21 protein-coding genes are annotated in these 23507 nt (G+C 73.7%); 8 read left to right on the forward strand and 13 right to left on the reverse strand.

Annotated features, from left to right (window positions below; translation table 11 throughout):
* Positions 1 to 109 precede the first annotated feature (109 nt).
* The 4 genes from ACGF3A_RS02715 to ACGF3A_RS02730 form a co-directional block, all read right to left on the reverse strand.
* Positions 110 to 1201 (reverse strand): hypothetical protein, encoded by a 1092-nt coding sequence (locus tag ACGF3A_RS02715; RefSeq protein WP_393725034.1) that lies wholly within the window; start codon positions 1199 to 1201, stop codon positions 110 to 112.
* Between the two features lie 35 nt (positions 1202 to 1236).
* Positions 1237 to 1785 (reverse strand): TIGR03086 family metal-binding protein, encoded by a 549-nt coding sequence (locus tag ACGF3A_RS02720; protein ID WP_393725036.1) that lies wholly within the window; start codon positions 1783 to 1785, stop codon positions 1237 to 1239.
* A gap of 94 nt (positions 1786 to 1879) precedes the next feature.
* A complete protein-coding gene (locus ACGF3A_RS02725; protein ID WP_393725038.1) occupies positions 1880 to 2788 on the reverse strand; it encodes a helix-turn-helix domain-containing protein in 909 nt (302 codons plus the stop codon).
* 70 nt (positions 2789 to 2858) lie between these two features.
* Entirely contained in the window at positions 2859 to 3689 is an 831-nt protein-coding gene (locus tag ACGF3A_RS02730; RefSeq protein ID WP_393725040.1) for a helix-turn-helix transcriptional regulator, read from the reverse strand.
* Positions 3690 to 3816: 127 nt separating this feature from the next.
* Between ACGF3A_RS02730 and ACGF3A_RS02735 the strand changes: the two genes are divergently transcribed.
* Entirely contained in the window at positions 3817 to 4671 is an 855-nt protein-coding gene (locus ACGF3A_RS02735) for an NAD-dependent epimerase/dehydratase family protein (RefSeq protein ID WP_393725042.1), read from the forward strand.
* Positions 4672 to 4699: 28 nt separating this feature from the next.
* Here ACGF3A_RS02735 and ACGF3A_RS02740 read toward each other — a convergent pair whose 3' ends face one another.
* Positions 4700 to 6223 carry an FMN-binding glutamate synthase family protein gene (locus tag ACGF3A_RS02740; protein ID WP_393725044.1) on the reverse strand — a complete coding sequence of 508 codons (1524 nt, stop codon included), beginning with the start codon at positions 6221 to 6223 and terminating at the stop codon, positions 4700 to 4702.
* 239 nt (positions 6224 to 6462) lie between these two features.
* Here ACGF3A_RS02740 and ACGF3A_RS02745 point away from each other — a divergent pair, with 239 nt between their 5' ends.
* A complete protein-coding gene (locus tag ACGF3A_RS02745; protein ID WP_393725046.1) occupies positions 6463 to 9678 on the forward strand; it encodes a BTAD domain-containing putative transcriptional regulator in 3216 nt (1071 codons plus the stop codon).
* A gap of 62 nt (positions 9679 to 9740) precedes the next feature.
* Here ACGF3A_RS02745 and ACGF3A_RS02750 read toward each other — a convergent pair whose 3' ends face one another.
* Positions 9741 to 10988, reverse strand: a complete 1248-nt coding sequence (locus ACGF3A_RS02750; RefSeq protein WP_393725047.1) for an amidohydrolase family protein — start codon at positions 10986 to 10988, stop codon at positions 9741 to 9743.
* A gap of 5 nt (positions 10989 to 10993) precedes the next feature.
* Positions 10994 to 11434 carry an Rrf2 family transcriptional regulator gene (locus tag ACGF3A_RS02755; RefSeq protein WP_393725049.1) on the reverse strand — a complete coding sequence of 147 codons (441 nt, stop codon included), beginning with the start codon at positions 11432 to 11434 and terminating at the stop codon, positions 10994 to 10996.
* Positions 11435 to 11512: 78 nt separating this feature from the next.
* Between ACGF3A_RS02755 and ACGF3A_RS02760 the strand changes: the two genes are divergently transcribed.
* The 3 genes from ACGF3A_RS02760 (at position 11513) to ACGF3A_RS02770 (ending at position 14060) form a co-directional block, all read left to right on the forward strand.
* A complete protein-coding gene (locus ACGF3A_RS02760; RefSeq protein ID WP_393725051.1) occupies positions 11513 to 12718 on the forward strand; it encodes a sensor histidine kinase in 1206 nt (401 codons plus the stop codon).
* Complete coding sequence (locus tag ACGF3A_RS02765; protein WP_393725053.1) at positions 12715 to 13416, forward strand: response regulator; 702 nt, start codon at positions 12715 to 12717, stop codon at positions 13414 to 13416. Before ACGF3A_RS02760 ends, ACGF3A_RS02765 begins: the two co-directional genes overlap by 4 nt.
* 188 nt (positions 13417 to 13604) lie before the next feature.
* Complete coding sequence (locus ACGF3A_RS02770) at positions 13605 to 14060, forward strand: hypothetical protein (protein WP_393725055.1); 456 nt, start codon at positions 13605 to 13607, stop codon at positions 14058 to 14060.
* Between the two features lie 43 nt (positions 14061 to 14103).
* On the opposite strand, the gene ACGF3A_RS02775 is transcribed toward ACGF3A_RS02770, so the two are convergent.
* The 6 genes from ACGF3A_RS02775 to ACGF3A_RS02800 form a co-directional block, all read right to left on the reverse strand.
* Positions 14104 to 15702, reverse strand: coding sequence for a BCCT family transporter (locus tag ACGF3A_RS02775; RefSeq protein ID WP_393725057.1), 1599 nt, complete (start codon positions 15700 to 15702; stop codon positions 14104 to 14106).
* A gap of 126 nt (positions 15703 to 15828) precedes the next feature.
* Positions 15829 to 17592 carry a sulfatase gene (locus ACGF3A_RS02780; RefSeq protein ID WP_393725059.1) on the reverse strand — a complete coding sequence of 588 codons (1764 nt, stop codon included), beginning with the start codon at positions 17590 to 17592 and terminating at the stop codon, positions 15829 to 15831.
* A gap of 71 nt (positions 17593 to 17663) precedes the next feature.
* Positions 17664 to 19049, reverse strand: a complete 1386-nt coding sequence (locus ACGF3A_RS02785) for a sensor histidine kinase (protein WP_393725060.1) — start codon at positions 19047 to 19049, stop codon at positions 17664 to 17666.
* A gap of 3 nt (positions 19050 to 19052) precedes the next feature.
* Positions 19053 to 19772: a response regulator transcription factor gene (locus ACGF3A_RS02790; RefSeq protein ID WP_393725062.1), complete on the reverse strand. Its 720-nt coding sequence runs from the start codon at positions 19770 to 19772 to the stop codon at positions 19053 to 19055.
* 5 nt (positions 19773 to 19777) lie between these two features.
* Positions 19778 to 20383, reverse strand: coding sequence for a hypothetical protein (locus ACGF3A_RS02795; RefSeq protein WP_393725063.1), 606 nt, complete (start codon positions 20381 to 20383; stop codon positions 19778 to 19780).
* A 105-nt stretch (positions 20384 to 20488) separates the two neighbouring features.
* Complete coding sequence (locus ACGF3A_RS02800; RefSeq protein ID WP_393725065.1) at positions 20489 to 20914, reverse strand: MerR family transcriptional regulator; 426 nt, start codon at positions 20912 to 20914, stop codon at positions 20489 to 20491.
* A gap of 62 nt (positions 20915 to 20976) precedes the next feature.
* Here ACGF3A_RS02800 and ACGF3A_RS02805 point away from each other — a divergent pair, with 62 nt between their 5' ends.
* The 3 genes from ACGF3A_RS02805 (at position 20977) to ACGF3A_RS02815 (ending at position 23466) form a co-directional block, all read left to right on the forward strand.
* Positions 20977 to 21933, forward strand: a complete 957-nt coding sequence (locus tag ACGF3A_RS02805; protein ID WP_393725067.1) for an SDR family NAD(P)-dependent oxidoreductase — start codon at positions 20977 to 20979, stop codon at positions 21931 to 21933.
* Between the two features lie 59 nt (positions 21934 to 21992).
* Entirely contained in the window at positions 21993 to 22586 is a 594-nt protein-coding gene (locus ACGF3A_RS02810; protein WP_393725069.1) for a TIGR03086 family metal-binding protein, read from the forward strand.
* Positions 22587 to 22785: 199 nt separating this feature from the next.
* On the forward strand, positions 22786 to 23466 hold the full coding sequence (locus ACGF3A_RS02815; RefSeq protein ID WP_393725070.1) for a response regulator transcription factor: 681 nt from the start codon (positions 22786 to 22788) through the stop codon (positions 23464 to 23466).
* The last annotated feature ends 41 nt before the right edge of the window (positions 23467 to 23507 follow it).

The following is a 23507-nucleotide window of genomic DNA, read 5'->3' on the forward strand; positions in this document are numbered from 1 at the left end:
GGCCGCCGCCCGTCCCCGCCCCGCCGGGGCGCGGGGACGAAACAGGCTCCCGGACCCCGAGGGGCCTGGGAGCCTGGTCGATGCCGGGTCCGGCGTCCGGCGTCCGGTGTCAGCCGGTCTTGACCGGCGACAGGGTGAAGCCGTCGTTGGGCTTGCCCGCGAGGAGGTCGGCCAGGCCGCCGCTGAGCGCGTACGCCGAACCGGCGGGACCGGCGGTCACGTCGCTGGTGACGGGGTCCTTGACCTGGTCGGTGACCTTCACCGTGGCCGTCTTCCAGCCCTGGCCCGGCTTCACGTGCTGGATCTTGGCGGGCTTGCCGGAGAGCAGGCCGCTGCTGACGGCCGTGAGCGAGCCGTCCTTGTTGAGCTCCATCCCGGCCGTGGGCGCCGCCAGCGGCTTGGAGAGCTTCACCTTCTGCGCCTTCTCCGGGTCGTCGATGGGCACCCGTACGAGGTTGCCGTCGGCCATGGCGATGACCAGCTGGTTGCCCTTGACCCACTCCACCGCCGCGGCGCCGACATTGTCGAGGAAGTCGGGGATGTCCAGCGTGCCCTTGAGCAGGTCGCTGCGCGTGAGGACCGAGGCCTTGCCCTTCTTGTCGATGCGGTAGACCGTCGGGGTCAGCTCGTCCACGGCGTACGCGGTGCCGTCCGGGGCCACCGTCACATCGGAGATCAGGTGCTTCTTGCCGTCGAGGGAGACCGCGGTCAGGTCGACGCACCAGTCCTGCTTGCCGGTCTTCAGGTCGTAGCTGCCGACACCGGCGACGCGGAAGGGGTTCTTCTTGTCGGAACGGTCGGCGGTGCCGTAGTCCACGTTGCTGACCAGGATGCGGTCCCGCTTGCGGTCGGTGAGGACGGACTGCGCCGAGACCAGCTCCGGGTCCTTGATGTGGGTGCGGACCTTTCCGTCCTGACCCACGGCGGAGACCGTGCCGTGCTTCAGCGAACCGGCGAAGAAGGTCTTGGACCGCGCGTCGTAGTCGAGCGAGTGCGGGAAGACGTTCGCGCCGTCGGCCTTGATGACGCCGGGTGTCTTCCCCGCGCCGCCGCTCTTGCTCTCGATCCCGGCGCCGGAACCGGAGGCGGAGTCGGAGCCGGAGTCCGATCCGTTGGCGGCTATCGCCGTCCCGGTGGCAGCGGCGGCGACGAGCACCGCGCCCGCGAGGGCGATCCGAAGCTTGGTCTTCTTGTTCATCATCTCTGGTCCTCGGGGAAGTGGAGTGGGAGTCGGAGTCAGTGGGAGACGTCGCGGCCGAGCAGGGCGGCCAGCCGGTCGATCGCGGGGGCGCCGTCGGGGGCGGTGCGGGAGGGGGCGAACGGGGCGCCGGGGCCGGACGGCACCTGCTCCAGGAGGCCGCGGGCGAACTCGGTCTCCCGTTCGACCGTGGCCTCGTCGAACAGGGCCTTCTGGCCGGTCGCCCGGGCCAGGTCCCAGCCGTGCACCAGGTGCTCGACGGTCTGCAGCCGCAGCGCCACCAGGCCGGGCACCTCGCCGACCGGGGCCTGCACCGTGCGCTCCAGCGCTCCCGGCGCCTCGAACGCGGTCACCAGCGCCGCCGCCGAGGCACGGAACGCCTTCCCGTCGGACGCGGGAACGGGCGGCTCCGACCCCATCACCACGGCGAACGTGTGCTGCCCCGCCATCAGATGGTCGACCAGCTGCCGGACGTTCCACTCGGAGCAGGGCGTCGGCGCGTTCCACCGCTCCCCGTCCACGGCCTCGACCATGTAGGCGACGGTGTCGACGACCTCGGTCAGGGACTTTACCGGCGAATCGGGCATGAGAAACCTCCAGTTGGCGTGAAAGCGGCATGCGTGCATGAGCCCGTGGCGTGGGCGGAGACAGGGGGGAGTTACGCGGGGAGTTACGTGTGGATCAGGAGCGGGGGGAGGGGGCGGTGTGCTCGGCGGTGGGGGAAGCGGACTGTGAGAGGGACTGGGTGAGCAGCCGCAGCGCGGCCTGGTCGGCCGAGCCGGGTGCCGCCGTCGTCACCACCACCCGGATGCCCTGCGCGCGCGGCACGGGGAGCGAGTGCTGCAGGACGTCCAGCTCGCCGACCGTGGGGTGGCGCATCCGGTATTCGGCCATGTCCCAGGCCCGTACCCGGTGTTCGGCCCACAGCTGGGCGAAGTGCGGGCTGCCCATGGACAACTCCCCGATGAGGGAGGCCAGCTGGCGGTCGTCCGGATACTCGCCGACCGCCTGCCGCAGCTTGCCGACGACGTCCCGCGCCTTCCGGTGCCAGTCCACGTACAGGTCCCGCGTATGGGCGTCCAGGAACACCAGCCGCGCCGTGTTGGGCCGGGTGGCCGCCCGGGCCGGGCTGTCCGGGTCCAGGTGCCCGGCGAAGAGCGCGTGCCCGGCGCGGTTCCACGCCAGGACGTCCGAGCGGCGCCCGACGACGACCACGGGCGACTCCCCGAAGGACTCCACGAGCTGGCGCACCGCGGGGGTGACCCGCTCGGCGGGGAGCCGTCGGCGGCCCTTCCTGGCGTCCCCCGACAGGGTGTGCAGATGGTGCCGCTCCGCGTCGTCCAGCCGCAGCGCCGTGGCCAGCGCGTCGAGCACCTGCGGCGAGGCGTTGAGCGACAGCCCCTGCTCCAGCCGGATGTAGTAGGCGACGCTGACGCCCGCGAGCTGGGCCAGCTCCTCCCGCCGCAGCCCCGGCACCCGCCGCCGCTCGCCGTAGTCCGGCAGGTCCACGTCCGCCGGCTTCAACTGCGCCCGCCGCGTGGCCAGGAACTCACCGAGGGAGGGCCTGCTGCCGTGTGCTGTCTCGTCCATGCGAACGAGTATGGACAGGCTCTCCGGATCTAGCCTGCCCCTGCGAGTAGCAGACACCGCGGGCAGTCTCCTATGAGCTGTGGGTGAGGTCCTGGAGGCCGATGACACGGAGCAGTTCGAGCCGCTCGTACGCCGGTGTCCCGGGGCGCGCCGAGTGCACGACGAGCTGCTGGCTGTGGCCGTCGCCGAGCAGCACCTCGCAGTCGAGGTCGAGCGCGCCGACCACCGGGTGCAGGAACGTCTTGGGCGACGGACGGCGTACGACGACGTCGTGCTCGTCCCACACCTCCCTGAACTCCCGCGATACGCCCAGGAGTTCGGTCAGCAGCGCGGCGGGACCCGGGTCGTCGGGACGGGCCGTGGTGACCGCCCGGAGGCTCGCCACGTGCGCGCGGGCGTGCTGCGCGTGGCTCTCGGGCGGCGCCAGGTCCCGGGCGCCCGGCACCGTGAACCAGTGGCGGATGAGGTTCGTCCCGGTGTGGTCCCCCGTCAGGGCCACGGACATGGTGTTCTGCGCGAGCATCTGGCCCCAGTCGCTGATCACCGAGGCGGGGAGGTCGTGCAGCCGGTCCAGGATTAGCAGCAGCCCCGGACGTACGTGGTCCGAGGAGCCGCCGGGCCGGGGCGGCTCCTCGCCCGCGAGCCGGAACAGGTGGTCGCGCTCGGCGTCGGTCAGCCGCAGGGCGCGGGCGAGGGCGGTGAGCATCTGCCGCGAGGGGTGGGAGCCGCGGCGCTGCTCCAGCCGCGTGTAGTAGTCCGGGGACATCCCGGCGAGCTGCGCCACCTCCTCCCGGCGCAGGCCGGGGGTGCGGCGCCGGGGGCCCGCGACCAGGCCCACGTCGCCGGGGGCGAGGCGGGCGCGGGAGCGGCGCAGGAAGTCGGCGAGGCCGGTTCGGTCCATGGGACCAGGGTCCCCCGGGCCCGGGCCCGTATCCAGGGAGCGCCGGTCCCTGGATGACGGCGTCTCTCCCGCCGCCGCTCCCGGCCGCGCACGCTCGGGGCATGGCGACGACGACGAGGAGGCGGCCATGCTGACACTGGTGACGGGCGCGACGGGGCAGGTCGGCCGGAGGTTCGTACCGAGGCTGCTGCGGAGCGCGGCGCCCGGCGAACAGGTGCGGGTCCTGGTGCGGGACGCGGCGCGCGGCGAGCGGTTCGCCGGGCTGGGCGCCGAGGTGCTGGTGGGCGATCTGCGGGACACGGAGGCGCTCGCCAAGGCGACGGCCGGGGCGGACGCGGTGGTGAACGTCGCCGCCGCGTTCCGGGGGGTGCCGGACGAGGAGGCGCGGGCCGTCAACCGGGACGCGGCCATCGAGCTGGGCCGGGCCGCGGTCGCCTCGGGGGTCCGGAGGTTCGTGCAGGTCAGCACCGGTCTCGTGTACGGCGAGGGGCGGGGCAGGGCGCTGGTCGAGGACGACGAGACCGTGCCGGGCTCCCACATGTGGGGCGCGTACCCCGAGTCCAAGTGGGAGGCGGAGCGCGCGCTGGGGGAGCTGGACGGCCTCGACGACCTCCGTATCGGACGGCTGCCGTTCGTCTACGGGGACGGGGACCCGCACCTGGACAACGTCATGGAGTGGGCGCCGCACTGGCCCGCCATGCAGCGCCTCCACATGGGCCACCACGTGGACGTGGCGCAGGCGTTGAGGCGACTGCTGTACGCGCCCGGCGCGCACGGCGTCTACAACATCGCCGACGACGCGCCGGTCACCACCGTGGACCTCTTCGGGATCCACGGCCTCCCGGTGCCGCCGGAGGTCTACGAGCGGGAGACCGCGGACCCGTGGCACGGCGTGATGTCGACGGCCCGCATCCGCCGCGAGCTCGGGTACCGCCCGATGGTGCCGTCGGTGTGGACGGCCCAGGAGGCGGGCCTCCTGTAGCCGTCCGTGCCGTCCGTGCCGTCCGGCGTCACTGCTCGGTGGTGGTGAGCAATCCGGTGATCTCTCGGGCCAGTTCCGGGCCGAGTTCGCCCCAGCCGTCCTTGTAGCCGTAGACGCTCGCCAGCGAGCGGGCCTCGTAGTCGCCGTTCATGATCTCGATGTCGTTCGTGGTGATGAGCGCCGGGTGGGCGACGCCGACGGCACCCGAGACCTTCAGCAGCTCCTTGCGCAGGGTGCGCAGGTAGACCGCTGCCCGGGTGGCCTTCGAGGGCGCGTCGATGCCGCGCACCAGCCACGGGTCCTGGGTGGCGATGCCGGTCGGGCACTTGTCGGTGTGGCACTTCTGGGCCTGGATGCAGCCGATGGAGAGCATGGCCTCGCGGCCGACGTTGATCATGTCGACGCCGAGCGCGAAGGCGACGGCGGCGTTCTCGGGCAGGCCGAGCTTGCCGGAGCCGATGAAGGTGACGTCGTCCGTGAGGCCCTGCTCGGCGAACGCGCCGTAGACGCGGGAGAAGCCCACGCGGAACGGCAGCGACACCGAGTCGGTGAAGATCAGCGGAGCGGCGCCCGTGCCGCCCTCGCCGCCGTCGACGGTCACGAAGTCGACCCCGCGGTCGCCCCGCGCCATCAGCGTGGCCAGCTCCTCCCAGAAGCCCATCTCGCCCACGGCGCTCTTGATCCCGACGGGCAGGCCGGTCTCGGTGGCGAGCAGCTCCACGAAGTCGAGCATCGAGTCGACGTCGTGGAACGCGGTGTGCCGGGAGGGCGAGGCGCAGTCCTTCCCGGCCGGGATGCCCCGCACCTCGGCGATCTCCGGGGTGACCTTCGCGCCCGGCAGCATCCCGCCCAGCCCCGGCTTGGCGCCCTGGGAGAGCTTGATCTCTATCGCCTTGACCGGGGCGCCCGCGACCACGTCCTTGAGCCTGCCGAGGTCGAAGTTCCCGTCCTCGTCGCGGCAGCCGAAGTACGACGTCCCGATCTGGAGGACGAGGTCACCGCCGTTGCGGTGGTACTGCGAGAGACCGCCCTCGCCCGTGTTCTGCATCGTCCCGGCCAGCGACGCGCCCTTGTTGAGCGCGGTGATCGCCGCGCTGGAGAGCGAACCGAAGCTCATCGCCGAGATGTTCACGACGCTCGCGGGCCGGAACGCCCCGGCCCGCCCGCGCGGGCCGCCCAGCACCTTGGCGGAGGGCAGCGGGGCCTGCGGATCGCGCAGATCGGGCAGCGTGCCCGCGAACGTCCGCTGCTTCACGTACGCGTGGCCCTGCACATGCTCGACGTCCACGTCGGTGCCGAAGCCGAAGTAGTTGTTCTCCTCCTTCGCCGACGCGTAGATCCAGGTGCGCTGGTCGCGGCTGAACGGGCGCTCCTCCTCGTTGGACGTCACGACGTACTGCCGCAGCTCGGGGCCGATCGTCTCCAGCAGGTACCGGGCGTGCCCGATCACGGGGAAGTTCCTGAGCAGCGCGTGCTTCTTCTGCACGAGGTCGCGGGCAGCCACCAGCGCCAATGCTGTCGCGGCGGCGGCGCCGATGCTCCGAGCGCGCATGAGTGTGTTCCTCTCCTCGACCGTACGTCCGACGATCAAGCGCGCCACGATAGTGGAGAGCGCGCGGCGGGGCGGGCGGTCCCCCGCGAGAGCCATCCGCGAGTGCCCTCCGTACGGGGACGATTCCGGGCCGCCGGGTCCGTAGCCTGCCGTGTGTGACAGAACCCGTGACAAGTGTCACCGGGTTGTGCACGGGCTGTCATTCCTTTCGGGGCCCGACGCCAAGGAGCCTGAGACGTATGGATACCTCGACCGGGCGCACCTTCTCAGCGGAGCACTCCAGGGCGGACGCCGGCTCCCGTCCCCTACGGTTCGCGGTGCTGGGCCGGGTCAGAGCGTGGCGCGGTGCCGCGGAGCTGGACCTGGGGTCGCCGCAGCAGCGCGTGGTGCTGGCGGCGCTGCTGCTGCGGCGGGGACGGCCGGTCACGGTGGGCGAACTCGTCGACGCCGTCTGGGGCGAGGAGCCGCCGTCCGCCGCCGTCTCCGTGCTCCGTACGTACGTCTCGCGGCTGCGCAAGGTGCTGCGGTCCGGCGCCGGAGCCGACGCCCCGCAGGTGGTGGTCTCGGCGACGGACGGCTACCTGGCCCGCGTCCCCGAGGACTCCGTGGACCTGGGGGTGTTCGAGCGGCGGGTCAACGAGGCGCAGTTGCTGCGCGCGGCGGGCGAGGTGCGGGCCGCGGGCGAGCTGCTGCACGCCGCGCTGGAGGAGTGGGAGGGGACGCCGCTCGCCGGGCTCCCCGGACCGCTGGCCCGGATCGAGCGGGACCGGCTGGCCGAGGAGCGGCTCGCCGCGCTGGAGACCCGCACGGAGGTCGATCTCGAACTCGGGCGGCACAGCGAGGTGGTGCCCGCGCTGATCACGCTGACCGGCGAGCATCCGCTGCGCGAGGGGCTGTGCCGGCTGCTGATGCTCGCGCTGTACCGGTCGGGACGGCAGGCCGAGGCCCTGGCCGCCTACCGCAGGACGCGCACCACCCTGGTCGACGAGCTGGGCATCGAACCCGCGGCGCCGCTGCGGGAGTTGCACCACCGCATCCTGGCCGCCGACGCCTCCCTGGACCCCCCGCGCCCGACGGGACCCGCGCGGTCCGGGGACCCCATGCCGGGCGCAGCGTCGGATCGTACGGCGGACGCCACCCTGTACGCCGCTCCGTACGCCGCTCCGTACGCCGCTCCGTACGCCGCGCGGGGCCGTGCACCGGGCTCCGCCCCTGGCCGTACGCCGGACGAGGCGCCGGGCTCCACGCCGGGTTCCGCGTCGGGCTCCACGCCCGGCTCCGCGTCGGGCTCCACGCCCGGCTCCGTGTCGGACGCCGGGCCGGGCGCAGGGCCGGGCGCCCCGTCCGCGCCCGGCCGCGCCTCGGGTTCCGCGCCGGGTTCGCCCGGTCAGCCGCCCGGGCCCGCGCCCGTACGGCACTCGGCCAAGCCCGCGCAGCTCCCCGCCGACCTGCCCGCGTTCGCCGGGCGCGAGGACGAACTGCGGCAGGTCCAGGCCCTCACGCCGGACTCCGCGGCGGCGTCGCCGATCATGCTGATCGGGGGCATGGGCGGCATCGGCAAGACCACCCTGGCCGTGCACTGGGCCCACCGGATCGCCCACCGTTACCCCGACGGGCAGCTCTACATCAATCTGCGCGGCTTCGACCCCACCGGCGAGGCCGTCCCCCCGGCGGAGGCCGCCCGGGCCTTCCTCGACGCGCTCGGCGTCCCCCCGGAGAGCGTCCCCGGCACGCTGGACGCCCAGGCCGCGCTCTTCCGCAGCCTCCTCTCCCGGCGCCGCATGCTGATCGTCCTCGACAACGCCCGCGACACCGAGCAGGTACGCCCGCTGCTGCCCGGCTCCGCCGCCTGCCTGGTGATCGTCACCACCCGCAGCCAGCTCACCGGCCTCATCGCCAACGAGGGGGCGCAGCCGCTGACGCTGAGCCCGCTGACGCCCGCCGAGGCGCACGGCTTCCTCGAACGCCGCATCGGTGCCGCCTGGATGACGGCCGGGCCTCGGGTGACGGACGAGATCATTGAGTGCTGCGGCCGTCTGCCCCTGGCCCTCGCCGTCGTCGCGGCACGGGCCGCGACCAATCCGACGTTCGCGCTCGACACCGTCGCCAGGGAGCTGCGCGAGAGCCGCGGCAACCTCGACGCGCTCACCGGGGGCGACCCCACCACGGACGTACGCACCGTCTTCTCCTGGTCCTACCAGGCCCTCTCCGCCCCGGCCGCGCGGCTGTTCCGCCTGCTGGGCCTGCCCTCCGGGCCGGACATCTCCGCGCACGCGGCAGCGGCGCTGGCCGGGCTCCCGCTGCGCGAGACCCGCCTGCTCCTCGCGGAGATCACCCGCGCCCATCTCCTCAACGAGCCCTCGCCCGGCCGCTACACCCTCCACGACCTGCTGCGCGTCTACGCCGCCGAGCGCGCCGCCGCGGAGGAGCCGCCCCGGGAGCGGGAGCGGGCCGTGGAGCGGCTGCTGCGCTGGTACCTGCACGCGGCCGACGCGACCTACCCCCACCTCACCCCGCGCCGCCGCCGGGTCCCGCTCGACCCCTCGTACCCCTTCGCCCCTCCGCTGGAGTTCGCCTCGCGCGCCGAGGCCCTGTGCTGGTGCGAGACCGAGCGCCCCAACCTCGTCGCCGCCGTGCACCAGGCCGCCGCGACCGGACGGCACGGCCTCGCGTGGCGGCTGACCGCCGTCCTGTGGGGCTTCTTCTACGTCCGCAGCCATCTGCGCGACTGGCTCGGCACCGCGCGGACCTCGCTGGAGGGCGCCCGTACGGACGGTGACCGGGAGGGCGAGGCGTGGAGCCTCGGTGACGTGGCCGCCGCGCTGACGATCATGCGCCGCTTCGACGAGGCCGCCGCGCACCTCCGGGAGGCGAGGGCGCTCTGCGAGCAGCTCGGCGACGGCTGGGGCAGCTCCCAGGCCGAGGGCAACCTGGGCAACGTGTATCTGCAGTCGGGGCGGCTGGAGGAGGCCGTCGACTGCTTCGAACGCGTGCTGGTGTCCGAACGCGTACGGGAGGACCCCTGGGCGGAGGGCATCAGCCTGGCGAACCTGGGCGACGCCCTGCAGCGGCTGGGCCGGTTCGACGAGGCCCTCGGCCATCTGCGGCAGGGGCTGAAGATGCTGCACGCCACCGGCAACCTCTGGGTCGAGGGCGTCACCCTCGACGTGCTCGGCGCCGTCCAGCACCGGCGGCACCACCACGACGACGCGATCGAGCACTACCACGAGGCGCTCCGGGCCCACCGGGAGGTCGGCAACCGCTGGGGCGAGGGCGACACCCTCGGCCACCTCGGCGAGGCGCTGCTGGACGCGGGCAGGCCCGAGGAGGCCCGCGCCCGGTGGACGGAGGCGCTGGCCGTCTTCGAGGAGTCCGACCACCCCGACACCGAGAAGATCCGCGCCGGTCTCCGCCGCCTGGACGGCCACCAGGAACCGGCCCCGGTCCGCGTCTGACCGCCCCGGCGTCCGCGGCCGCGGATGATCCGGTCAGCGATCGGTCAGCCGCCGGTTGGCCGTCACCCCGGCGAAGGCCGAGACCTGTCCCGGGTGTGGACGATCTCGCCGTTCAGGATCGTCGTGCGCAGCGCGCGGAGGTTGCCGATGTCCTCGGTGGGATCGGCGGCCAGGACTAGCAGGTCGGCCCGGCCGCCGGGCGTCACCGTGCCGAGGTCGGGGCGGGCGCACTGCAGCGCGGCGCCGCTGGTGCCCGCGACGAGCGCCTGGAGAGGCGTCATCCCCGCCGCGACCATCAGCTCGGCCTCCTCCAGCGTGTTCGCCCCGAACAGGCCCCGGCCGCTGAAGGTGTCGCTGCCCAGGACGGTACGCACCCCGGCGTCGGCGACCTTCCTGACGTTGGCCCGGATGTCCGGATGGCCCGCGTCGTGGGCCCAGAGCGTCGGCGTCCAGGTGACGTCGCGCTCCCGCATCAGGGCGACGAGCGTGTCGTCGGTGAGGGGTTCGACCGTGACGCCGTGCTCCAGGCCGTCGGCCCCGGCCTCGACCGCCTCGCGCGCCGCGGCCTGCTGGGTCGTGTGGACGGTCACCCGGAGTCCTCGCCCGTGCCCGGCCTCGACGCCCGCGCGGAGGAGGTCGCGGGGGAGCCGCACCAGTTCGACGGCCTCCGGGAAGGCCGGAAGCCGCCAGACGTACGGGGGCGAGCCGTGGTGCGCGCACGCGCCTTCCGAGAGGAGCTTGACGGCGTCCACCCCGAGGTCGGCGAGCCGGTGCACCAGTTCGCGCATCTCCCGCACGCTGCCGACCTCGCCCGTGAACCGGGCGCGTGCCCAGGGGTTGGCGCCGAAGACCGTGGCCGCGGGGTGCCCGTCCGGGCCGGTGATGCCGCAGCCGGTCGCCAGGAGCCGCGGGCCCCGCAGCGTGCCCGCGGCGATTCTGGACCGCGTCTGGAGGATGCCCTCGGTCGGATCGCCCACGGACTTGATGGTGGTGACCCCGTGCCGGAGGAAGAGGCCGAGCCTGCCGGGGAGTTCGTTCTCCTCGAACGACCGCATCGACGCGTGGTCCGACACCGCGAGCACGTCGTAGAAGTGGATGTGCGTGTCGATCAGGCCCGGCATCACCCACCCTCCGGCCGCGTCCATCTCCGAGGCGCCCCTCAGCGGCTCCGCCGGGGCGGCCGAGACGGCGGCGATCTCTCCGTCCTCGACGGCGATGTCGTGGAGCCCGGTGAGCGCCCTGTGGCCGTCGAAGACGTGGGCACGGCGGATGACGAGGTCGTACGCCGGTGCCGTGGGTTCCTGGGTCACCGTTCTCACTCCTCGCGTGCGTGCTCGGCGGTTCGCACCCGTCGGAGCAGGTCCGCGACGGTGGTCCGGGCGAGCCGTTCCTCCAAGGCCCGTTCCGCGTGCTGGAACTCCACGTCGAGCAGGTCGCCGATGTGGCGTCCGACCGCGCACGCGTCGCTGGGCGGATGCGCGTGCCGCGCGAGGACCGGTCCGTCCTCGACGGCGGCGTACGCGTCGCGCAACGTGATGTCGCGCGGGGCGCGGGCGAGGGACCAACCGCCGCCGCGGCCCTCGGTGGACCGCACCAGCCCGGTGTCGCGCAGCCGCCCGAGCACGCGCCGCACGAGGACCGGATTGCTCGCCAGGCTGTCCGCGATCTCCCCGGAGGTCAGTGAACCCCCGTCCCGGAACGCCAGCATGGTGAGCGCGTGGATCGCGACCGCGCTCCTGCTGCTGAGTCCTGCCATCTTCCGCTCCTGGTCGATGAACCGTAGAACTGTAACCGCCATAGTTGCAGTTTGGATCACCGTTGTACAGTGACGCCCATGCTGGGCCGGACATCGCCGAAGCCAGGTATGCACCGGGCGTACGACCTGGCCCTGGCCGGGGCCGTCGCCTATTCGACGCTGTTCTTCGACACGGGCGCCGACCGGCTCCTCGGCGTGTCGATGGCGGTGGCCGTGGTGTTCCGCCGACGCGTTCCGCTGACCGTGATGGCGGTCGTCTCCGCCCTCGCCCTGACGCAGAACCTCCTGGCGACGCTCCCCGGGGAGCCCTTGGCGGGGAACGTCACGATGTACGACGGCGCCCTGCTCATCGCGATGGTGACGGTGGTGAGCCACGCCGAGCGGATGTGGATGGCGTACGCCGCCGGAGGCGTCGTCCTGCTGGGCGTCGCGCTCGTCTACCGGGACAGCCTCTCCGCCGCCTCGCCGAGCGGCCGGGACGCCCTCAACGAGGGGCTGTCGGTCGCCGCGGTCTGCGCGGGGGTGTGGCTCACGGCGTACGTGCTGCGGACCCGGCGGCTCTACGTGGCGGCCCTGGAGGAGCGAGCCCTCACCGCGGAACGGGAGCGCGCGCACCTCGCCCGGCTCGCCGCCGCCGAGGAGCGCGCCGCGATCGCCCGCGAGCTGCACGACGTGGTGGCGCACAGCCTGTCGGTGATGACCGCGCAGGCGGACGGGGCGAGTTACGTGATCGAGCAGGACCGGGACAGGGCGCAGGAGGCGCTGCGCACCATCGCGGCCACCGGGCGGGACGCGATGGAGGACATGCACCACATCGTGAAGGTGCTGCGCGGCGGGAAGGCGCACGGCGACGAAGAGGACGGGGACCGCCGCCGGGTCGGCCTGGACCACCTCGAACCGCTGGTGGAGCGGGCCCGCGCCGCCGGGCTGAAGGTGGACCTGAGCATCGCCGAGAAGCCCGCCGGACTCTCGAACGCCGGTGAACTGGCGCTCTTCCGGATCCTCCAGGAGGGCATGACGAACACGCTGCGGCACGCCGGTCCCGGCGCCCACGTCGCCGTCACCCTCACCTTCGACGAGGAGACGGCGGCCCTGGAGGTCGTCGACGACGGGGCCGGGAAGCGCGCGGCCCCGGGCGAGGAGACGGCGCGCGGCTCCGGCGGCAACGGGCTGGTGGGCATGCGAGAGCAGATCGACGTGCACGGCGGCCGGTTCAGCGCGGGGCCCCGGCCGGGCCCCGGCTGGCAGGTCAGAGCGGAACTTCCGGTGAGGACGGCGACATGAGCGGGAGCGGTACGAGCAGCGGGCCGGGCGGCGGCGGGCCGGTCCGGGTGGTCGTCGTGGACGACCAGCCGCTGGTGCGCGCGGGGTTCGTGATGGTCCTGGACGCGCAGGCCGACATCGACGTCGTCGGCGAGGCGGACGACGGCGCCGAGGCCCTCGCGCTGCTGGACACCGTCACGGCCGACGTCGTCGTCATGGACGTCCGGATGCCCGTCATGGACGGGGTCGAGGCCACCCGGCGGCTCGGCGAGCGGCCGGACCCGCCGAAGGTGCTGGTGCTCACGACCTTCGACACCGACGAGGACGCGTTCGCCGCGCTGCGGGCGGGCGCGAGCGGATTCCTGCTCAAGAACGTGCCGCCGCAGGACTTCCTCTCCGCGATCCGCGTGGTGGCGACGGGCGATTCGGTGGTGGCGCCGCGCGTGACCCGGCGGCTCCTCGACCGGTTCGCCGGGCAGCTGACCCCGGAACCGACGCGCCGGGACGCCCGGCTCGCCGTACTGACCGAGCGCGAGCGGGACGTGCTGGAGCTGGTCGCGCGGGGGATGTCGAACTCCGAGATCGCCGCCCACCTGTACGTCGCCGAGACGACCGTGAAGACGCACCTGGGACGGATCCTCGCCAAGCTGGAGCTGCGCGACCGGGTGCAGGCCGTGGTGCTGGCGTACGAGACGGGGCTGGTCCGCGCCGCCGACTGACGCGGCGCGGCGGCCCCGCCGCGCCGTTGTACCGGTGGAGGACCCGGACGCCGCTCCCCGTACGACCCCGGTCGTACGGGCCCCGGCGCGGGAGTCGTGTCCGCGTGCGACGCGCCGGAACACCCTCCGCGGCAAGGATTGCCGAGGGCGCCGACCGGCGCTCACCGACGATTCTCCGGAGGATCCCGATGCCCGCCATCCCCACCGAGGCCGAGAACGGACCGAAGGCACCGCGCGGCGGCCGGTACGTCCGGGTGCTGGGCGTCGTCGCGGCAGTGGTCCTCGCGGCGGCCGTCGCGGGCGGCGCCTACGTGTGGCAGCAGCGCGACGGGGCGAGCCAGGCGTCGGCGGCCGACTGCGCCCTGGCCCAGAAGATCGTCGACCAGGCGGGGCAGCTGCCCGAGGACAAGGACGAGGACGCCGTCACGAAGTGGCAGAAGGACACGCAGGACCTGCGCCGCTCGAAGATGGAGGACGGCTACCTCGGTCTGCAGATCGCGAAGTACGAGGGCTGGGCCGTCGCGCACGCCAGGGGCGAGGGCGCGGCGCCCAGCGAGGCGAAGCAGAAGGAGACGGCCGACACGGCCAACTCGCACTGCGCGGACGCCGACCGCACGCTCCGCTTCCCGCCGATCGGTTCCTGACGAACGCCCGCGTGGCCGCGCGCCCCCGCCGGCCGGCCAGGGCTCAGGTGACGACGCCCTGTTCCAGGGCCATCTCGCGGGCCACGCGGGGTGCCGTCCACAGGGTGGGGAGCATGATGAAGCCCACCGGGACCGCCGTGACGACGATGAAGGACTGCAGGGCGGTGATGCCGCCGTCGCCGACCAGGATCAGTACCGCGGCGGCCGAGCCCATCAGCAGGGCCCAGAACGACCGTACGGCGCGCGTCGGCTCGCCGGACTTCGTGCCCGCGGCGGCGATGCTGTACGACATCGAGTCGGTGGTCGTCACCACGAACGTGATCGTCAGCAGGAGCAGCGCGACGGCGACCACCGCGCCCATCGGGAGGCGCTGCGCCATGGAGATGACCGCGGCGTCCATGCCGACGGACTTGAGCGGGCCCGAGATCGCGCCGGGGCTGCGCTGCTCCAGGAAGATGCCGGTGCCGCCGAACACGGTGAACCAGAACATGGTGGCCAGCGGCGGGATGAGCGCCGTGGAAACCACGAGGTCGCGCAGGGTGCGGCCCTTGGAGATGCGGGCCACGAAGATGGACATCAGCGGCCCGTAGCCGAGGAACCAGCCGAAGAAGAAGACGGTCCAGGAGCCGAGCCAGCCGTGGTCGCCCCGGTTGAGGGCCAGCGGCACGAAGTCGCGCACGTACTGGCCGAAGCCGCCGAGGAACGAGTCGAGCACGAAGCCGAGCGAGCCCAGCACCAGGAAGACGGCCATCAGGGCGACCGCGAGCCAGACGTTGGCCTTGCTGAAGAACTGGATGCCGCGGTCGACGCCGCTGGCGACGGAGAGGACGGCGACGACGGTCAGCAGGACGATGACGCCGAGCTGCACCGGGTAGCCGCCGGAGATGCCGAACACCTCGGAGAGCCCGTAGGAGACCTGGAGGCCGAGGAAGCCGATCGGGCCGACGGTCCCGGCGACCACGGCGATGACGCAGACGATGTCCACCGCCGCGCCCAGCTTGGAGTGCCGGACGCGCTCGCCGAGGAACGGGTACAGCAGCGTCCGCGGGCGCAGCGGCATGCCGCGCTCCTGGCCCCGGATCATCACGATCGAGGCGAGCGTGCCGAGGACGGCCCAGGCGAGGAAGCCCCAGTGCGCGAAGCTCTGGGAGAGCGCCGCGTTCGCCGCCTCCTGGGTGCCGCCCTTCACGCCGTCGTAGAAGGGCGGCGTGTCGACGTAGTGCTGGACGGGCTCGCCCGCCGCGAAGAAGACGCCGCCGCCCGCGAGCAGCGTCGACATGATCATCGCGACCCACTGGAACCTGCCGTACTCCGGGCGCGCCCCGGCGCCCCCGAGCCGTACCTTCCCGTACCGGGAGAAGCCCAGCCACAGCGCGACGGCGAACGTCGCGAGCAGCAGCACCTGCCACATCGGGCCGAACCACCGCGCGGCGAAGGTGAAGACCGTGTTCACGGCGTCACCCGTCGCCGTGGGCGCGATCAGCGCGGCCAGGACGAACACGGTGAGCAGCCCGCCGCTCACGGCGAGCACCGGTATGTCGGTGCGCTCCCGTTTCCCGGGCGCCGTATGGCCCCCTTCGTCGTCGTCCGCGGCGTGCTCGCCGTCCGTGGGCACGGCGGTACGGGCAGGGGAAGTCGGCATGAGGTTCCTTGCTGAGGGGGGACGCGCGGGACCGCGGCCGGTGGGCCGCTCGGTGCGCAGATCAGCAGGGAAGGGTGCTATCCGGACGCCGGTGTCGTCAAATTCCGGACAGCGGGACCAGGGCGCTCACCCCTTGGGCTCGGGCAGCTCGCCGAGGTCCTTGTTGCACGCGTCACCCTTGCACCCCTGGAGCGTGCCGAGCGCCTTCTCCAGCCCCTTCCGCACGTCCGCGTACGCGGGGTCGTCGTGCTTCGAGTCCAGCTCGTACGGATCGGTCTTGAGGTCGTAGAGCTCCCTGCCGCCCCTGGTGTAGCGCACGTACAGATAGCGCTCCGTACGGAGGGACTCGTACGCGGCGGTGTACGGCTCGCCGTGCTTCGGCTTCCGCTTCCGGGTCCTGCGGGGCGACGCCTCGCCGTCCTGGTCCAGGTCGCCCGCCGCCGCGCGCCTGCCGGACCAGGCGTCGGCCCCCTTCGCCGGGCCGCCCTTCTCGGGGATCGGCGTGGGCCGCGCGCCCTCGGCCCCCTCGTGGAGTACCGGCCGGTCGGTGGTGCGGCGCGGATCGCGCGCGTACGGCAGCAGGGACCGCCCGTCGAGCGTGAGCCCCGGTTTCGCGCCGCCGATGTCGGTGATGGTCGCGGCGAGGTCGACGTTGCTGCTCATCGCGCGCGAGGGCGTGCCCCCCTCGATCCCCGGCCCGCGGATCATCATCGGCACGTGCCCGGAGGCCTCGTGCGGGAGGAACTTGCCGGTGGGGACGTTGTGCTGGCCGAAGAAGAAGCCGTTGTCGGCGGCGAAGACCAGGTAGGTGTTGTCGAGCTGTCCCGCCTCGCGCAGTGTCGACACGAGCTTCCCGACGGCCTCGTCCACGGCGAGCAGGGACTCCAGGCGGCCCCGGTAGCTCGCGGTGATCTCCCGCCGCGTCTCCGCGTCGTCGCCCAGCTTCGGGTAGTCGCGGAGGAAGGCGGGCTTGTCGCTCATGTCCTCCTCGCCGTACGCGGGCATCCTGGGCAGCGGCTCGTCGGCGAACTTTCCCTTGTGCCGCGGCGCGGGCCGCGGGGCGGGCCCGACCTGCGGCCTGTCGGCCTCGCCACCCCTGGGCCCCTTGCCGGGCCCCTTCTTCTTGCCACCCTTCTTCCCGAGCAGCTCGCCGTGCGGCGCCAGGAACGCCACGTCCAGGAAGAACGGCTTGTCCTGCGCCGACTTGCGCTTGATGAAGTCCGCGGCTTTGTCGCGGTACACGTCCGTCTGGTAGAGGTCCGGGTCCTCGTCGCGCGGGTTCCCGTACGTCTTGAGCTTGCCGTTCTCGTTGAGCCGGTACCCCCACATCCGGTACGTGGTCGGGTCCACCGAGCCGCGCCACTCGTCCCAGCCGGGCGGCACCTCCTCGGGGTCCTTCTTGCCGTAGCCGTTCGGGTACTTGCCGATGTGCGAGGTCGCGTACCCGGCCCGCCGCATCCAGACCGGCAGGGTCTCCTCGGTCTTGAGCTTCGCGTAGCCGCCCAGCGGCGTCGAGTTGTGCCGCACTCCGTTGTTGTGGGCGAACTGGCCGGTCAGGAAGGTCGAGCGGGAGGGGCAGCAGATCGGCATCGAGGGGTAGTAGTTCTCGAACGTCACTCCCTCGTCCCCGAAGATCTCGCGCGTGCGGTCCATCACGCGCACGGACTCCAGCCACTGGTCGTCCGTCATGATCATCACGACGTTGGGCTTCCGCTTCCCCCCGGTGCCCGCGCCGTCCCCGTCGGCCCCGAACCCGGCCCATCCGTACCGCTCGGCGGCGAGCCCGCAGGCCACCAGCGCGAGGACGGCGACCAGCGCCACCCCGATCGCCGCCCGGCCCCGCGTCCCCCGCGGAAAGCGCTCCCCCGGCATCCTGCTTCCCATGTCCATCCGGAGAGGCTCACAGGCGAAGGTTGGAGTTCGGTGGGCGTCGCATGGGAACTCCGCAAAGTCGGCAGAACCTAGACCAGCGGCAGCAGCACCGTGACCGAGGTGCCCTGCCCCGGGGCGCTCCGCATCTCCACCCGGCCGCGGTGCGCCGCCGCCACCGCCGCGACGATCGCGAGCCCCAGGCCGCTGCCGTCGCCGCTGCGCGAGCGGTCCGCGCGGTAGAAGCGGTCGAAGACCTTCGGCAGGGAGGCGGCGGGGATCCCCGGTCCCTCGTCCGCGACCTCCAGCACGGCCACGCCCTCGCGCACCGCCACCCGTACGCGCGCTCCCGTGCCCTCCGGCGTGTGCGCCCGTACGTTCGCCAGCAGGTTGTCCACCACCTGCCTCAGCTGCTCGCCGTCCCCCTCCACCACCGCGCCCGGCTCCGCCTCCAGCGCGAGCGCGCGTGCCGGGTCCACGGCGCGGGCGGCCTCCACCGCCGTCCGCGCGACCTCGCCCAGATCGACGCGGTCGCGCTCGGGCGCGCGGGCCGTGTCGAGCCGCGCCAGGAGCAGCAGGTCGTCGACGAGCGCGCGCATCCGCAGGGCCTCGCCGGTGATGCCGTCCATCGCCCTGCCGCGCTGCTCGTCCCCGGTGAGCGCGCCCTGGTGGTGCAGGTCGGCGTAGCCGAGGATCACGGTGACCGGCGTCCGCAGCTCGTGCGAGGCGTCCGCGACGAACTGCCGCAGCCGCAGCTGGGTGGCCTCCTGACCGTCCAGCATCGTGTTGAGCGCCAGGCCCAGCCGCCCCACCTCGCTCGCCTCGTCGGCGGGCCGCACCCGGTGCGCGCTCTGCCCCGCCGCGATGGCGTCGGCGTCGCGCGCCATGGACTCCAGCGGCCTGAGCCCGCGCCGTACGATCCACAGCCCGGCCCCGGCGAGCAGCGCCAGGCTCCCCGCCGTGGCGGCGCCCTCGACGAGCAGCAGCCGTCGGAGCGTCGCGTCGACGGACGTCAGCGGCACGGCGACCACCAGGGTGCCGCGCGGGCCCGGCAGCGGGCGGGTGAGCAGCCGGTAGTCGGGGCCGCCCCCGCCGACGGCGGGGACGGTGACGGGCGAGCCCGCCGCCTCCCGCAGCGGCACGGGAAGCCGCGGCGGCGCGTCGTCCGGGTCGCGCAGCCCCGGCACCAGCGGCGTGACGGTGCCGCCGGGCCGCCGGATCTCGATGAAGTACTCCGAGGTGCCCAGCATCCGCGCGTCCGCCGCCAGCCCCCGCGCGGGCGGCAGCCCGCCCTGCACCTGCGTGACCACGCGCCCCCGCACGCCCTTCAGCGCGGTGTCCGTACGGTCCACGAGATAGCCGCGCAGCGCCGAGTGGACGACGGCGGCCAGCGCCACCAGCACCACGGCGGCCAGCGCCAGCAGCGCGAGCAGCAGCCGTCCGCGCAGCGAGCGGGGCAGGGGGACCGGGACCGGCACCGCTCAGTCCCCGTCCGGGGCGCGCAGCAGGTAGCCGATGCCGCGACGGGTGTGGATCAGCGGCGGGCCGAGGGAGTCGACCTTCCGGCGCAGGTAGGAGATGTAGGACTTCAGCACGGCGGCGTCGCCCTCGCCGTAGTCCCACACGTGCTCCAGCAGCTGCTCACGCGTGAGCACCTGCCCGGCGTTGGACAGCAGGTGCCGCAGCAGCCGGTACTCGGTCGGCGACAGCTCCACCAGCCGCCCGGCCCGCCGCACCTCGTACGTCCCGGTGTCCATCTCCAGGTCCGCGCAGCGCAGCACCGCACCGTCCCCGTGCGCGCCGCGGCCGTACGCTCCGGGGCCGTCGGCGCGGCGCAGCACGGCGCGCACCCTGGCCGCGACCTCCGCCAGCCGGAACGGCTTGGTGATGTAGTCGTCCGCGCCCAGGTCCAGCCCGCCGACCACGTCCTCGCCGCTCTCCCGCGCCGTCAGGAACACCACCGGCACCCGCGCCCCGCCCGCGCGCAGCCGCCGCACGACCTCGAAGCCGTCCACGTCGGGGAGCATCACGTCGAGCAGCACCAGGTCGTGCTCGTGCGCGCGCACCGCCGCCAGCGCCGCGCGGCCGTCGGTGGCCTCGTCCACCTCGTAACCGAGGAAACGCAGCGACGTCGCCAGCACGTCCACGATCGCCGGTTCGTCGTCGACCACCAGCAGCCGCCTGCCCGTTCCCTCCGCCATGCCGGTCATCCTGCCAGCCGCCGTGGCCGTGCCGCCCCCGCCGTCGCGGCGGCCAGGAGGAGCACGGCGGGCACGGCGAACGGCCACGGAGAGGACTCGCCGTCCACCACGGGGGCCACCCGGCGCGCGGAGTCGAGGGCCACCTCGACCTTCTCGCCCTCGGAGCCGAGCCGTTCGCGCCGCGTCAGGGTCTCCGGGGCGCCCCCGGGGCAGCGCAGCGTGTGGTGGTGGACGGTGATCTCCACGTCGCCGTCGCCGAACCCCTTCTGCTTCTCGTCCCTGACCTCGCGGATGACGCAGGTGACGACGTCGTCGCGGACGGCCGTACGGTCCGCGGCGGCCACGGACAGCAGCAGCGCGGCGCCCAGCGCCAGCGCCCCGAAGCACCCCGCCGCTCCGCGGACGAGCCGGAGGTACGCCACCAGGGCGCAGCCCAGCAGGGCCGCCGCACCGCCCACCGCGACCGCGCCGGACGGCGCGGACGCACTCCCGAACGACCAGGCGGCCCACCCGTACACCGCCCCCGCGGCGACGGCGGGCAGGACCACGCCGAGCGTCCGCCGCCCGGGCGCGACGACCTCGTCCTCGCCCTCGCCCTCCACCTCCGGCACACGTCTCACCTCCCCTGCCCCAGGGACGGCGGGACCACGGGCCGCGGTTTCCGCCGCCGCCGCCGCCGTCGTCGTCGGCCGCCGTCTTGTCCGGGGCGCGGAGCCCTACGTGGCGCGTGGTGGGCGGGGGGTCCACGGGTCCTCGGTGACGCCGTCCGCCACGAGTTCCTCGTACACCCCGACCTTCCGCCTGATCAGGCCCAGGCACGCGGTGAGTTCGTCGACGCGCTCGGCGATCCGCCGCTCGTGCCGACGCAGGATCTCCAGCCGCTCGGCCTCGTTCCCCGGGCCCTGGCGGGCGAGTTCGACGTAGCGCCGGATGGTGGCGAGCGGCATCCCGGAGGCCCGGAACCTGGTGCAGTTGATCAGCCACTCCACGTCCGGCTCGGTGTACACGCGGTGGCCGCCCGAGCTCCGCCGTACCGGCTCGATGAGGAGCCCCTCGCGTTCGTAGAGCCGCAGTGTGTGCACGCTCAGGCCGGTGCGTTCCGCGACGTCGCCGATGCCCAGCTCCTGCTCGCGGTGAACCATGGCGCCCAGGTTACGGCGTTGACCTGGACCTAGACCGCGGTCCAGGTCCTAGCGTGCGCGCCATGGAAACACCTCAGCGCAGGATCAGTTCGGGGTTCGGCGCCCGCAGCACGGCCGACGACGTCCTGGACGGGATCGATCTCTCGGGCAAGCTCGCCCTCGTCACCGGCGGATACTCGGGCCTCGGCCTGGAGGTCACGCGCGCGCTCGCCCGCGCCGGGGCACACGTCGTCGTCCCCGCCCGGCGCCGCGCCGCGGCGCGGGAGGCTGTCGCCGGTGTCGACGGCGTGGAGGTCGACGCGCTCGACCTCGCCGACCTGGACAGCGTGCGCGGCTTCACCGAGCGCTTCCTCGGCACCGGCCGCCGCGTCGACCTCGTCATCACCAACGCCGGTGTCATGGCCTGCCCCGAGCGGCGGGTCGGCCCCGGCTGGGAGGCGCAGTTCGCCGTCAACCACCTCGGCCACCACGCGCTCGTCAACCGCCTCTGGCCCGCGCTCGCCCCCGGAGCGCGCGTCGTCGCCGTCTCCTCCGCCGGTCACCAACTCTCCGACGTGCGGTGGGACGACCTCCACTTCACGCGCGGTTACGACAGGTGGCAGGCCTACGGGCAGGCGAAGACCGCCAACGTCCTGTTCGCCGCGCACCTCGACGCGCTGGGCCGGGACTCCGGGGTGCGGGCCTTCTCCCTCCACCCCGGCGCCGTCCTCACCCCGCTCCAGCGTCACCTCGACCCGGCGGACATGGTCGCCAAGGGCTGGACCGACGCACACGGGCACGTCGTCCACCCCGGCTTCAAGACCCCCGAGCAGGGCGCCGCGACCTCCGTCTGGGCGGCGACCTCCCCGCTCCTGGCCGACCTGGGCGGCGCCTACTGCGAGGACTGCGACCTCGCCGAGCTCACGACGAGCGACGAGGGCTGGTCCGGGGTGCGCGACTACGCGCTCGACCCGGCCCGGGCGGCCCGCCTGTGGGCGCTCTCCGCCGAACTCACCGGCACGGACGCCTTCGCGGCCTGACGCCGACGCCGGAGCCGATGCCGACGCCGTACCAGAAACTCGTAGAGAGAGTGAGTGCGATGACAGACATCCGTCCCCTCGACCGCCGTGCCCTGGAGGTCACCGAGACGCTCGTCGACCAGGTCGAGCCCGTGCACCTCGGCCTGCCGACGCCCTGTGCCCAGTGGTCGCTGCGGCAGCTCCTGGCCCACATGACCGGTCAGAACCACGGCTTCGCGGCCGCCGCCGACGGCGAGGTGAGCGACGCCTCCCACTGGGCCGACCGGGAGATCGACCACGATCCGGCGGGGGCCTTCCGGGCCTCGTCGGCGCGGGTCACCGAGGCGTTCGCCCGCGAGGGCGTGCTCGACGGCGAGTTCTGGCTGCCGGAGGTGCGCGGCGGCCAGCTGTTCCCGGCCCGCACGGCCCTCGGCTTCCACTTCGTCGACTACGTCGTGCACGGCTGGGACGTCGCCGCGTCCCTGGGCGTGCCCGCCCCCTTCGACGACGAGACGCTCGCCGCCGTCCTGCCGTACGCGCGGGAGGTGCCGGACGGGCCGAACCGGCGCGAGCCCGGCGCTTCCTTCGGGCCCGGACGCCCGGAGCCGGCCGGCGACCGGCCGCTGGACCGGCTCCTGGCCATGCTGGGCAGGGACCCGAACTGGTCGGCGTAGTTCGGCGTAGCGGGGACATGAAGAGCCGGCCGGGCGTGACTGATTTCGGCCATCGGCCGGTGCTCGCGGTGCCGTCACCGGCCATGGTCTCGGGCGGCGCCGAGGCCGTGGATACAGAACCGGACAGGAGTTGTTGAGCGATACACCAGAGGACCGGCCGACGCTAGCGTGCGCTCTGGGCGGTGAGAGGAGTCGGACGGTGACGCAGGGACACACCCAGGACCCTTGGCGGCTCCTGCTGGTCGAGGACGACCGGGAGCTGGTCGGGATGCTCTCCGGAGTGCTCGGTGCCGAGGGGTACGCGGTGGACGCCGCGACCGACGGGCAGCGGGGCCTGCACCTCAGTCTCACCCGGCGCTACGACGTCCTCGTCGTGGACCGGCGCCTGCCGGTGCTGGACGGCCTGGACCTGCTCGGCCAGCTGCGCTCCCGCGCGGTGCGCACGCCGGTGCTGATGCTGACCGCGATGGGCACCGTGCACGACCGGGTCGACGGCCTGGACGCGGGCGCCGACGACTATCTGGTCAAGCCGTTCGACCTGGACGAGCTGGGCGCCCGGCTGCGGGCCCTGTGCCGCCGGACCCTCGACGTCACCGACGTGCTGCGGATCGGCTCGGGCCACCTCTACGTCGGCCCCCGCGAGGTCGAGCTGCCCGACGGCGAGCGGGTCCCGCTCGCGGCGCGGGAGTTCGCGCTGCTGTGGGCGCTCGCCTCCCGGCCCAAGACCGTGTACTCCCGCGCCGAACTGCGCCGCCTGGTCTTCCAGGAGACGCCCGCCTCGTCCATCGTCGACACCTACGTGTACTACCTGCGCCGCAAACTCGGGCGGCAGGTGGTGCGTACGGTCCGCGGGCTGGGGTACCGGCTGGGGGCGCTGTGAGGTGGGGCGCTGCGAGGTGGGGTGCTGCGCGGCGCTCCCGG

The organism is Streptomyces sp. NPDC048172 (genome assembly GCF_043202595.1).
In the GTDB taxonomy this organism is placed as follows: Bacteria; Actinomycetota; Actinomycetes; order Streptomycetales; family Streptomycetaceae; genus Streptomyces.